The 12171-nt window shown below is 65.0% G+C and carries 8 protein-coding genes and 1 tRNA gene; 1 reads left to right on the forward strand and 8 read right to left on the reverse strand.

Annotated elements, in window-relative coordinates; all coding sequences use genetic code 11:
- Positions 1-336: 336 nt before the first annotated feature.
- Both ACRYLO_RS00290 and ACRYLO_RS00295 read right to left on the reverse strand, forming a co-directional pair.
- Positions 337-4953, reverse strand: coding sequence for an NAD-glutamate dehydrogenase domain-containing protein (locus ACRYLO_RS00290; RefSeq protein ID WP_482658357.1), 4617 nt, complete (start codon positions 4951-4953; stop codon positions 337-339).
- 177 nt (positions 4954-5130) lie between these two features.
- The gene (locus ACRYLO_RS00295) at positions 5131-6414 is read right to left on the reverse strand and encodes a PAS domain-containing protein (RefSeq protein WP_482658358.1); all 1284 of its coding nucleotides are present in this window, start codon (positions 6412-6414) and stop codon (positions 5131-5133) included.
- Positions 6415-6596: 182 nt separating this feature from the next.
- Between ACRYLO_RS00295 and ACRYLO_RS00300 the strand changes: the two genes are divergently transcribed.
- Positions 6597-6672: transfer RNA gene (locus ACRYLO_RS00300), tRNA-Thr, on the forward strand.
- Between the two features lie 95 nt (positions 6673-6767).
- Here ACRYLO_RS00300 and ACRYLO_RS00305 read toward each other — a convergent pair.
- The 6 genes from ACRYLO_RS00305 to ACRYLO_RS00330 form a co-directional block, all read right to left on the reverse strand.
- Entirely contained in the window at positions 6768-7040 is a 273-nt protein-coding gene (locus tag ACRYLO_RS00305) for a hypothetical protein (protein ID WP_482658359.1), read from the reverse strand.
- A gap of 138 nt (positions 7041-7178) precedes the next feature.
- Positions 7179-7832 carry a DsbA family protein gene (locus ACRYLO_RS00310; RefSeq protein ID WP_482658360.1) on the reverse strand — a complete coding sequence of 218 codons (654 nt, stop codon included), beginning with the start codon at positions 7830-7832 and terminating at the stop codon, positions 7179-7181.
- Positions 7833-7868: 36 nt separating this feature from the next.
- Positions 7869-9716, reverse strand: coding sequence for a flavin-containing monooxygenase (locus ACRYLO_RS00315; RefSeq protein ID WP_482658361.1), 1848 nt, complete (start codon positions 9714-9716; stop codon positions 7869-7871).
- Between the two features lie 175 nt (positions 9717-9891).
- Complete coding sequence (locus ACRYLO_RS00320) at positions 9892-10512, reverse strand: TetR/AcrR family transcriptional regulator (RefSeq protein WP_482658362.1); 621 nt, start codon at positions 10510-10512, stop codon at positions 9892-9894.
- Between the two features lie 108 nt (positions 10513-10620).
- The gene (locus tag ACRYLO_RS00325; RefSeq protein WP_482658363.1) at positions 10621-11676 is read right to left on the reverse strand and encodes an alpha/beta fold hydrolase; all 1056 of its coding nucleotides are present in this window, start codon (positions 11674-11676) and stop codon (positions 10621-10623) included.
- A gap of 80 nt (positions 11677-11756) precedes the next feature.
- On the reverse strand, positions 11757-12155 hold the full coding sequence (locus ACRYLO_RS00330; protein ID WP_482658364.1) for a hypothetical protein: 399 nt from the start codon (positions 12153-12155) through the stop codon (positions 11757-11759).
- Between the last annotated feature and the right edge of the window lie 16 nt (positions 12156-12171).

The following is a 12171-nucleotide window of genomic DNA, read 5'->3' on the forward strand; positions in this document are numbered from 1 at the left end:
CCGCGATCTGCGTCAGCATCGTCGGTGCCTGATCGCGCGATCGAGCACTTTTGCGACATCCGCGAGGAGGTTTGTCGGATGCGTGCGTAGCCCCATGGCGCGTTTTCACGCGGCATGTTCGCATTACATGGTCCCACACCCCGGGCTTTTTCGCCCCGATCTCGACCTGTTTCAGCACGGCCAGCGCGCCTGCTATCAGCCCAAAATCCGCAGAAATCTGCGGCTTTGCGCGCCACGCTTTCCTACAATAACCTATTTGGTTACAATGACCGCATCGAGCATCGACGGAAAGGGGGCAAGTTCACACATGGCGCATGATCTCGCCCACCCCCGATTTCACCGCCCCAGCAGCACCCGCGCCTGCCCAGCGATCTGCGCCAGCATCGCCGCATTCGGCGCCGGGGCCTTCTTCGCGCGCTCGATCAGAGTCACGAACTGCCCGACCCGCGCGGCATGTTCCGCCAGCCAGGCATCGACCTCGGCCTTGGGATCCTTGCCCGTGCCGCGTGCGAGGAACTCAAGCCGCAACTGCTGGAAGTCGCGCGCCAGGCCCGCGATCAGCAACCGCTCCCACGGATCGCCTGCCACGATGCGCGCCGCGTTCGCCTGCGCCCAGTCCAGCCCCAGCGCCTGCCCCAGATGGGTGAAGGCGTGGGTCAGCTCGGTCTCGCCGATGCCGCGCCGCTGGCCAAGATCGGCAAGGCCCACCGCGCCGTCGAGTTCGAAGATGCGGACGATCTTCGCCACCAGCGCGACCGGTGCGCCCGCCGCCTCCAGCTGTGCGGCGATCCGCCCCGATTGCGCCAGCGCCTCTTCCTTGAGCAGCGTCTTGGCCTGGCGGTCGAGGCTGTCGATGCCGTGCTTCAGGCGGTCGAGCATCACGCTGATGTCTTCGCCCGGGCGGCACACGCGCAACAGGTCGGCGATCTGCGATCGGGTGGCGACGGCGATTTCGTCGAGCACGGCAAGGCGCGCGCCCTCGCTCATCGCCGCGGTCTCGATCTCCGCCCAGAGCGGCTGGAGGCCGAACAGCCGTTCGGTCACCACGAACATCATCGCGATGTCGCGCAGCGATGCGCCCTCTTCCTCGGCCAGCTCGAACGGGTGCAGCACGCCCAGGCGGTTGACGATGCGATTGGCGAGCTTGGTCGCAACGATCTCGCCGCGCAGGCGATGTTCGAGGATCGCGGTCTTGAACCGCTCCTGCATCGCCGTCGGGAAAGCGGCGATCAGGTCGCTCTCCAACGCCGGGTCGAGGCCCAGCCCGCCCGTTTCGATCGCATCCTGCAACGCCAGCTTGCTGGTCGCCAGCAGCACCGCGAGTTCGGGGCGGGTCAGCCCCACGCCGTCCTGCGCGCGGCGCAGATATTCCTCATTGGTCGCCAGCCCCTCGACCGCGCGGTCGAGCCGGCCGGACGCTTCGAGGATTTCGGTCAGCCGCACAAAGCTCGGCACCGCGACCGGGCCATCATTTTCGAGGAAGGACAAGGCCAGCGTCTGCAGGCGGTTATCCTCCAGCACCAGATGCGCGACATCGTCGGTCATGGACGCCAACAGCGTATTGCGGTCGCCCATCTCCAGACGGCCCTCGATCACCTCGCGGTTGAGGGCGATCTTGATGTTCACCTCATTATCCGAACAATCGACGCCGGCCGAATTGTCGATGAAGTCGGTGTTGATCCGCCCGCCACGGGCGGAGAAGGCGATGCGCGCCGCCTGCGTCACGCCCAGATTCGCGCCTTCACCGATCGCGCGCGCGCGCAGATCCTCGGCATTGACGCGCAGGCGATCATTGGCGGGATCGCCCACCTCGATATGCGCCTCGGCCGCGGCCTTCACATAGGTGCCGATGCCGCCGAACCAGATCAGGTCGACCGGTGCCTTGAGGATCGCGGAGATGAGCGCGTTCGGCTCCATCTCCTCCGCCTCGATGCCCAATGCCGCGCGGACTTCCGGGGTCAGCCGAATCGACTTCTCCGACCGCGCGAACACGCCGCCACCGGTGGAGATCAGCGCCGGATCATAATCCGCCCAGCTCGACCGGGGCAGCGCGAACATCCGCGCGCGCTCGGCCCAGCTCGCCGCCGGATCGGGATCGGGATCGAGGAAGATGTGGCGATGGTCGAACGCCGCGACCAGCTTGATGGCCTTGCTCAGCAGCATGCCGTTGCCAAACACGTCGCCCGACATATCGCCGCAACCCGCGACGCGGATCGTGTCGGTCTGGACGTCGGTGCCCAGCTCCAGGAAGTGGCGCTGAACGCTGATCCACGCGCCCTTGGCGGTGATGCCCATCGCCTTATGGTCGTACCCGACCGACCCGCCGCTGGCGAAGGCATCGCCCAACCAGAATCCGCGATCGATCGCGATGGCGTTGGCAACGTCGCTGAACGTCGCGGTGCCCTTGTCGGCGGCGACCACGAAATACGGGTCTTCGCCGTCATGGATCACGACGCTGTCGGGATGCACCACCGCGCCGCTGACGATATTGTCGGTGATCGACAGCAGCGAACGGATGAAGATGCGGTAGCTTTCCTTGCCCTCCTCGAACCACGCATCGCGGTCGATGGCGGGGGAGGGGAGCTGCTTCGGGTAGAAACCGCCCTTCGCCCCGGTCGGCACGATGACGGCGTTCTTGACGCGCTGCGCCTTCATCAGGCCGAGTATCTCGGTGCGGAAATCGTCGCGGCGATCAGACCAGCGCAGCCCGCCGCGCGCGACCGGGCCGGCGCGCAGATGAATGCCCTCGACGCGGGGGCTATAGACCCAGATTTCGCGCCATGGCAGCGGCGCGGGCAGGTTCGGCACGCGGCTGCTGTCCAGCTTGAACGCCAGCGCTTCGGCGGCGGCCGGGGCGAAGGCATTGGTGCGCAACGTCGCGCGGATTACGCCGGCAATGGCGCGCAGGATGCGGTCGTCGTCGATCGCGCTGACCGCGTCGAGACCCGCTGCAATGGCCGCATCGGCGGCGGCGATAGCAGCCGCGCTGTCTTTCGCCCGCGCCGGATCATGCGCAGCGGCGAAGCGGTCGACCAGCGCGGTCGCGACTGCCGGCGCGCGGCGCAGTGCCTCGACCACCGTGACCAGCCCATAGCTGAGCCCCGTCTGGCGCAGATAACGGAACCACGCGCGCAGCAGCACGACCGACGCCGGGGCAAGTCCCGCTTCGACGATCAGCCGGTTGAACGCGTCATTTTCCGCGCGCAGTTCGAGCACCGCGGCAATCGCGTCTTCGACGACCTCGGTTTCGCCTTTGAGCGACCCGCCGCCGGGCAGCTCGACCTCGAAATCATGGATATAGCCATCCGCATCCCCCGCCAGCGCGGTCGGCACTTCCTCGATCACGCGGAATCCGAAATTCTCGAACACCGGGACCGCGTCGGACAGCGGCAGCGGTCCACCGAGGCGGTAGAGCTTGATCCGCAGTTTGCCATCATGCGGGTAGATGCGCACCGAGCGCGCCTGTGCATCGCTCAGCCCGGCGATGCGCACGATGTCGCGCGCCGCCTCTTCCGGCGGATTGCCGTTGCGATAGGCGAACGGGAAGCATGGAGCGTAGCGCAGGGAGAGCCTCGCCGCGCGCGACGGGGACAGGCCATCCTCCCGCAGCGCATGTTCGATCGCGGGCAGCCAGCCGCGTACCATCCGCTCCAGCTCCACGTCGAGCGCGGCGGCATCGGGCATGCGCCCCTCGCCGCGCAGGTCGAGCGTGTAGCGCAGCAGCGCAACCGGCCCGTCCTCGAGCGCGATCGACCAACTGAGCAGCGAGGCATTGGCGCGCTGTTCCAGCAGCTCGCCGATCGCCACGCGGCGACCGGTCGACACGTCATCGCGCGGCAGCCACACAAAAGCGAAGAGATGGCGGCCCAGCGCGCTACGGATCAGCACCAGCTTGGGTCGCGGGCGATCGGTCACCGACATGGCGGTCAGTGCAATCTGCTCCAGCGCGTCGGCCGGGAAGGCGGTGGTCAGGTCGTGCGGCAGGCCGCTCAGCGCATGGGCCAGCGCCTTGCCGGTATGGCCACGCGGGTCGAAACCGAATTTGCTTTCCAGCGCGGCGATGCGTGCGCGCAACATCGGCACTTCGTCCGGGGTCGAATGCAGCGCGGCGCTGGTCCACAGCCCGGCATGGATCGACAGACCGGTCACCCGCGGCCCATCGCGCAGCGGCACCAGCACCAGGTCGAGCGGCGCACGGCGATGCACGGTGGAGATGAAGTTGGACTTGAGCAGCAGCGGCGGCTGACCGCCCTGTTCGAACCATTCGATCGCCAGCTGGCGCGATGCATCGGCGAGCAGTGGCGTATCGAGCGTCATGCGGCAAATGCCCGCCGCATCCGTCACGCTACCGTCGCGGTGCCAGTTTTCATGGCCGACCAGCGTCATGCTGCCGCCCTGGAACCAGCGCAGCAGCGCCGCACCCTCGGTATCGGCGATGCGGTTGGCATCGTCGCTCATCGCGCGGCGCAGCTCGGTCCAGTCGGTCACGGCGGCGCGGACATGGCCCAGATTGCGCTCGAGATCGCGGACCAGGCCCGTGCGGTCACGCGCATCGGCGCGCTCCAGCTCGAGATAGACCATCGATTCGCGCGATCCGCCGCTGCCGATCCCGGCGAGCGTGCCATCACCCGCGCGTTCGACCGCGACGACCGGATGGATGATGCGTCGGATCGCAATGTCGTGCGCGGCGATCGTTGCCGCGATCGAATCGACCAGGAACGGCATGTCGTCATTGACCACCGCCAGCCGCATCGCGCGGCTGTCGTCACCCAGCCCGGTTTCGAGCGCGATGCCCGGTATGCCGGGCGCACGCGTCGCCGCGGCCTGTGCCACGAACCTTGCGGCCGCGGCGCGGGCGGTGTCGTCGAACCCCTCCAGCTCCCCCGGCAGGGCTCCATCGGTGAGGCGCGTATTGACGGCCTCGGCGAGCGACTTGATCGGCGTCTTGCTCATGGCCCCGCGCTATGCGCCGGCAGCGCGCGCGGCTCAAGACTTGCTGCACTGCACCGTAACATTTGAGACTAAATTGCGGGGGTAGCGATAACGGAGCACAAAAAAATGCGCGCGAACCGGACTTTTTGACCGTGTTCGCGCGCAGCTTGGGAGAAGGCTTCGGGGAGGATCAGCGGGTCATGCGGCGACCTTGCGCAGCGCGCGGTTGGCCAGCGCCGCGTCGTCTTCGATCCGCGCGACGATATCGAGTTCGCCATCGGCACCGGCCCGGGCGAGCAACAGAACGAATTCATCTGTCCCTGCGGCCATCTGGACATGGGCGATCGCGGGACGTGCACGCAGTTCGGCGCGTACCTGATCGAACAGATCGGTTTGGGGCGCGGGCTTGCGCAACGCGCGCTCGGCCTTGACGATGCCCTTGATGCCGCCATCGGCAGCGGTGATGAACGCGTCGAGCCCGCCTTCGGCAATGGCGTGACGCTGCGCATGGCTCATGACGGCAGCGAATTCGGTCAGCCGGGTCTTGTCGTAATCGGTCCCGAAGACAAGCTTCGCCGCCGCGGTCATCGGTGCGCGCGCCTGCACCGTGATGCCCGCATCGGCGAGCAATTCGGCATAATCCTGGGCATGGCGCTCCGATGCGCGCGCGAAGTCGTAGGCGCGCGACAAAGCGCGGTAGAGCGATGCGCGGCTGCGCGTATCGGCGGCGCGCGCGGCGGCGGCGGTTTCGCGCGCGATCAGCAGCCGGTCGGCAAGCGATTCGGGGGCGGTCAGATCGACGTTTTCGAGCACATGGTCGGTCGCGGGCGCGGCGGGTTCGAAGCCGCCGCTCGGGCCATCGGCCCAGACCGGGGCGGCGGCGAGCGGGGCGGGGGCGGTGCGACGCGCCTCTTCGACCTCGCGCTCCAGCCGCGCCTGGGTTTCGGCGTCGACCAGCTCCTTCCAGTTGATCACGCCATAGATGAAATCGATCGTATCCTCATCCGAGGAGAAGGGCATCAAGATGCCGCGATACAGCGTATTGTGTCCGCGCTGGCCGACGAACTCGGCTTCGAAGCCGATCGGAGCGCGGTTGGCGATGATCTGCAGATAATGGTCGGTCAACCGCGACAGCAGCGAGCGGCTGGGCACTTCGCCGACATGTTTGATGTCGCTGGTGAACCCGCATTCCTCGCGCAGCGACCCGCCAAGATAGCGAATCGCCGGATTCTCCACACCCTGGCTGAAATCGAGCAGCACGCTGTGCGGGCCGAAATCGGCGATGTTGCCGGGATCAAGATCCTCGATCGACGGATAGGCCCGGCCCCGCAACAGCGAGACCCAATGGTTGTAGGCGCGCACATGCATGCGGCGCTCGTCCGAGCCGATCGACAGGCGATGCGCGTCATGCGCCGAATCGGTCACGCCGGTGTCGTCGTGATCGGTGTCGGGACGGTCATCCAGGCCGCGGGCGGTGTCCATGCGCATGCTCCACACAAGGGCAACGGCCCTTGCTCCGGATCGACTCTGCGCTGCATGTGGTAAACACCGCGTAAAGGCGCCCAACCGGCAAATCCCGCGCCGGCAACGCTTCGGCAACGCTTGTCAGCTAGGAACAAGGCTGATAAGCGCCGCCACCTTCCCCGGTGGCACACGCCGGGTACGCCGCTTTAGCTCAGTTGGTAGAGCATCGCATTCGTAATGCGGGGGTCACAGGTTCGAGTCCTGTAAGCGGCACCATAACTTTCCACAGACATAAACTTGGCTGGGCCAAAATCGACCAGCGGTTCGGAGCGCGCCGGTGCAATGGACCGACGCGCTCCGGTAAAGCCTGTTTAGTTATAGCGTGCGGCCAGCGCTGCCTCGAGCTGCGCCAGCGTGAGATAGCCGTCCCTGTCGGTATCGAGGCGGGAGAAATTGGACGCGATGCGGGTCATTCCGCCATTCTTTGCCTCTTCGCGGGTCAGCTTGCCGTCCTGGTTCTTGTCGGACGCCTTGAACTTCGTCCGCAGCTCGGTCAGCCGCGCCTGATAGGAACTGGCCTGTGCAGTCGGTGCTAGTGCAAGCGCAGCCGCGGTGAACAGGGCGATCTTGGCGAGGGTCTTCATCGTGCAGTCTCCATAATATCCAGCGTTGATATTTCCGGGCGACGAATCGATGGTCGTGCCGTGCGCGATCATCCGTGCCCTTCGTCCAGATATAATGCACTACATTAACCGCAGCGATACGCGCGGCGAATGGTGGCACTAATTTCGGCGGGTGGCGAGCCCGGCGCGGTCGAGCCGCCAGCGCAGGGTTTCGATCCGGTCCTGGCCGAAGAATGGCTCGCCGCGAAACACCATGGTCGGCACTCCCCAATGCCCCGCCGCGTCGAGCGCCTCCTGGTTGCGCGCAATCTCTGCAAGATGATCGCCATCCGCGATGGCGGCGTCGAGTTCGGCAAGGTCGAGACCGGCCATCGCCACGGCGTCCTTGAGCAAGTCGCCCTTGTCCCAGCCCTTGGTCCCACCGAAAATGAGCTCGGCAACGCGATCGGCCAGTTCGATGCCGCGGCCACGCCGGTTGGCCTCGACGCCCAGCTTGGACAGGCGGTAGATATAGGGCTGCTCCTCGGCAACGGCCATCGTGCGAAAATCCTGCACAATCGGGTCCGGGTCGGCGGGCAGGACAACGGGGCGGCCGAGCATCTCGCCACGGCGGATGCTGTCCATCGCGATATAGCGGGGCGGCTTGCGATTGGCCGGATCGAACAGCGCACCCGGGTTTCTGACGGCCAGGGGCAGTACGACTCGCAGCTGGACGTCGACATCATAATCTTGCCGAAGCGCCAGCAGATCGGGCGTGACGAGCCGCGAATAGGGGCTGCGAAATGACCAGAAGACGTCGATGGGTTCCGGCATGTTCGTGTATCCTCCCTTGGCTGGCATCAATGCCCGTTACCGGCTGAACACCAGCCCGGCATAGCGCCCCGATCGCCGCCATGCATCGATATGGGTGAAGAACCCCTCGGCACCGCCCGGATGGCCTTGCGAGCGACGGAATTTCTCGTTCCATCCCTGGCCTTCATTGTTCCAGAATCCGGGGGTGCAATCGGTCGATGTGATCATCGAAGGCTGGGTCGTCATGATCAGGCTGACCCATTGCGACACCGCCTCCTGCGTGGGCTCGACTTCGGCATAGCCACTGCGTTCGGCATGGGCGACCACCTGGGCGATGGTTGCCGCATGGTCGACGATGTTGTGCGGAATGTTGGAGACCATATTGGCCCCCTGGTTCATCTGCACGGCGAACGCGTTGGGGAAGCCGTGCATGTGCAGGCCGTGCAGCGTCTGCAGCCCGTCCGACCAATAGTCGGACAACATCTGGCCGCCGCGCCCTTTGAGATCAAAGCCCGTCTTGAGCTGAAAATTCGCGCCATATTCAAAGCCCGACGCATAGACGATGCAATCGACTTCGTAGAGGGTGCCGTTGACGATAAGCCCGGTCTCGGTGATCTGATCGACCCCCTTGCCGTCGGTATCGACCAGAATGGTGTTCGGCGCATTATAGGCGGGGAGATATTCGTCGCTGAAACAGGGGCGCTTGCAGAGCTGTGAGTACCAGGGCTTGAGCTGCGCGGCGGTCTGCGGATCCTGGACCAACGCGTCCACCCGCGCGCGGATCTGTTCCATTTTCTCGATATCCGCGTCCTCGAACGCCGCACGCACACGCGCGTTGCTCCGTGCACCGGGTGCGGCGTTGAACGCCTTGCGCAAGCGCGTGACAAGCCGTGCCAGCCACAGCGGCGTGCCGCCCAGCGCCTTCTCGCGGATGCGGCGCGAGATCGCGGTCCAGCCATCGTCGATCAGGTCTTCCGACGGAATTCCGCCCCCCATATTCTCGACGAAATTGTCCATCCAGCGCTTCTGCCAGCCCGGCTTGGCGATCTGTGCATACCATTCCGGATCGATCGGATAGTTGTTGCGGACATCGATCGAGGACGGGGTGCGCTGGAACACGAAGAGCTGCTTGGCCGTCTTCGCCAGTTGCGGGATGCACTGAACGCTGGTTGCCCCGGTGCCGATTATCGCAACCCGCTTGTCGGCAAGCTTGTCCATCGGCGCGCCGTCGGCATCGCCCCCAGTATAGTCATAATCCCACCGGCTGGTGTGGAATGACTTGCCCTTGAACTGTTCGATCCCCGGAATGCCCGGCAATTTGGCCACGTGCAGCGGCCCGGTGCCGATCGCGACATATTTGGCGGTGAAATCGTCGCCGCGATCGGTGGTAATCCGCCACACGCGGGCGGCCTCCTGCCATTCGATACTGGAGACTTCGGTGTGGAACAGCGCCTTGTCGTACAGGCCATATTGCCGCGCGATCCGCTCACAATGCGCGAGAATCTCCGGCCCGCGCACATATTTCTCGCTCGGCATGTAGCCGGTCTCTTCCAGCAGCGGCAGGTAGATCATCGCCGCCGTATCGCAGCGCGCGCCGGGGTAGCGGTTCCAATACCAGGTGCCACCAACGCCGCCGGCCTTGTCGATCAGGCGAAAATCCCCAATCCCGGCTTCCTTGAGGCGCGCGCCGACCACCAGTCCCGACATGCCGGCTCCGACAAAGGCAAAGGTCACATGGTCGGTCACCGGATCGCGTTCGATGTACGGCGTATAGGGATCGGCGGCGAGGGATGCGAACTTGCCGGACAGGCGTTGATATTGCGCGTTGCCTTCTGGACGCAGCCGCTTCGCGCGCTCAGCGGCATATTTCGACTTGATGTCCGCCTTGTCGAGCAACGTCGTCATTGTGCAACCCTCTCACCAGGACCTGCCACTGAACCGGCCTTCCTGTCTGACAGAGGGCTCCGGTCCGTGGTTGTGTCAGGCAGCGATTGGCCAACGGTTGAGTGCGCAGGCAGCCGCACGCTGCGAGCCGCCAGCTTTAATGCGTCGCATTACTTTGTCAATCTGGCGCGGTGCGTCAGACGGGTGTCGACAGATAGGCGGCAAGGCACGCCGCCGCTTCGCTGACGGCGGCGTCAACGGCCGGGGCGCAACCCGCCTCGACCTTGGCGGCGTAGTCGACCGCCTGAACCAGCGAAATCATGAAGCAGTGGCGCATCCGGGACGCCAGCGTGTCGACTGGAACATGCGGGAGGCAGGTGAGCAAGTCCTCGCGCAGGCGAACAATGCTTTGCGCGCCCGCTTCTGCGGTCAATTGCGAATAGTCGAAGCGCGGATCGGTTGCGAACTGAAGACAGAAGCGGACGTACATCCGACCGCTTTCTTCAAGGCATGACTCGATAAACGGGCCGATCGCCGCTTCGACCAGCGCGACGAGCCGACGCTGGGCATCGCGCTCATCCACCTTGTCGAGGCGACGGCCCCGTTCCTCCTCGATCTCGCGATAGCGTTTCGCGAACACTTCCTTGATCAGGCTTTCGATGCTGCCGAAATGATAGTGAACGGCGCTGGGATTACGCGCGCCGGCATCGGTGGTGATCATCTTGACCGAAACCGAACCCAGGCCCTTTTCGGCAATTAGCCGCTCGGCCGATCGCAGCAGTTCGGCCCTGGTATCCTGACGGGGTGGAATATCCATAAAACTCACTGTTAATGTCAGGCGTCGGATTGGCTGGCGCGACCTATCATTCTCCCGTGGGCGAGAGCAAGCATGAGCCGATTACCGGTATGGCTGCGTGCAGCCGGCCTAGCGCGCCGCGCTTGCGGTTTCGGCAGACTTCACAGTGCTGACGACGCGCTGGATGGCTGCGGCGATTTCGGTCGGCACCTCTTCCTGAAGGAAGTGCCCCGCCTGGGTTTCGGTCACCCGGGCGTGCGGATACATGGCCTTCATGGTCGGCAGGACGCGGCCCAGGATCGGGTCGCGCATGCCCCAGACAATCTCGGTCGGGATGTTCAGCGTGCGGGCATAGCGTTCGATGTCGGCCATCGGCTTTGATGTGGGGTGCTCAGGCCCCGTCGGAACCATCCGCATGAGTGCAAGCGGCGCCTTTTTGTTGCCGCTGTCGCGGACCGGGCGCGCATAGAGCGCCGCAACTTCAGGGGAGAATGATGCCGGATCGGCCTGGGTTTGGTGCAAGCGGTCAAAGACGGAAACGACATTCTCCAGCAAGATCTCGCCCAGGATCGGGGTGGCGGCGATGGCATGGGGGCGCGACAGTTCGAACTTCTCCTTGGGCGCGGTCCAGCCGGTGTTGAGAATGACCATTCCCTTGAGCAGCTCGGGCGAGCGCATCAGCGCGCCAAGCCCGACCGCGCCGCCCCAGTCTTGGCCGACATAGACGACCCCATCCAAACCCAGTTGGCGCAGCGCCGTGCTCATCCAGCGGATATGGTTGTCGAGCGTGTGCTGGCTGGCGGGCACTTTGGAGGAAAAACCGAGGCCGACCATCGTCGGCATGATCAGGCGCATCTGATCGGTCGGAAGTTCGCGCCAGATCTTGCGATACAGCAGGCCGTTGGTCGGATTGCCGTGCTGAAGATAGACCGGAGTGCCCGACCCGGCCTCCAGAACATGGATCTTGATGCCCGGCGCGACCTCGACCAGATAGCTCTTATAGTCGGCCGGAAGCGCTTTTGCCGCATAGTCGGGCAGTGGGAATGCCTCGAACGTCCCCGACGCGGTCTTGATGCTCCCGGTTCCCCGCGGTGTCACGAGCGATCCGTCGCGCGTCATCCAGAACACGCCCACAATCGCTAGAGCCAGGACGATGGCAAGGCCGATCAGTATCTTCGTCATCATGTGCGGCTCTCCAATGCCCGTCAGACGGCACAGCGATCAAAGTGAATAATGCGATGCATTACACCGCTTCGGTGGACCGATCAAGCAGCCCGCGGCGCACCCGTGTTGCGCGCGGCAAGGAACAGCAGGCCGACAAAGATCAGTTCGGGGATGAAGCGCTCGGGCAGATGCGGTGCGCCCAACGCGACACCGGCAACGATCCTTCCGAGTGCGAGAAAGCCGAGGATCATCATCGGTGGATAATACCAGAACCGCTCCTTGCGGATCAGCGCGAGCAGCAGGCAGGCAGAGATGGTCAGCGCCCAGCCTGCCGTCGCGCCGATCATCGAACTCAATGCCAGCCCGCCGTCCGGCAGGTCATAGCCCCAGAACCGTACTGCCGAGGCTGGCCTGACCAGCCACAATATCCCCTGGGCGCCAAAGATGAGCGCGAGCAGCAACGGCGGCAGTTGAACGATCAGCCTGAGGACTCTTGCCATGATGGTGGCCTCCCAA

The organism is Sphingomonas sp. SDUR79, assembly GCF_056821745.1.

Excerpts from the sequence above, each read along its gene's own strand:
- ACRYLO_RS00290 (WP_482658357.1), bottom strand. The coding sequence starts at position 4,953 with ATGAGCAAGACGCCGATCAAGTCGCTCGCCGAGGCCGTCAATACGCGC.
- ACRYLO_RS00295 (WP_482658358.1), bottom strand. The coding sequence starts at position 6,414 with ATGGACACCGCCCGCGGCCTGGATGACCGTCCCGACACCGATCACGAC.
- ACRYLO_RS00305 (WP_482658359.1), bottom strand. The coding sequence starts at position 7,040 with ATGAAGACCCTCGCCAAGATCGCCCTGTTCACCGCGGCTGCGCTTGCA.
- ACRYLO_RS00310 (WP_482658360.1), bottom strand. The coding sequence starts at position 7,832 with ATGCCGGAACCCATCGACGTCTTCTGGTCATTTCGCAGCCCCTATTCG.
- ACRYLO_RS00315 (WP_482658361.1), bottom strand. The coding sequence starts at position 9,716 with ATGACGACGTTGCTCGACAAGGCGGACATCAAGTCGAAATATGCCGCT.
- ACRYLO_RS00320 (WP_482658362.1), bottom strand. The coding sequence starts at position 10,512 with ATGGATATTCCACCCCGTCAGGATACCAGGGCCGAACTGCTGCGATCG.
- ACRYLO_RS00325 (WP_482658363.1), bottom strand. The coding sequence starts at position 11,676 with ATGATGACGAAGATACTGATCGGCCTTGCCATCGTCCTGGCTCTAGCG.
- ACRYLO_RS00330 (WP_482658364.1), bottom strand. The coding sequence starts at position 12,155 with ATGGCAAGAGTCCTCAGGCTGATCGTTCAACTGCCGCCGTTGCTGCTC.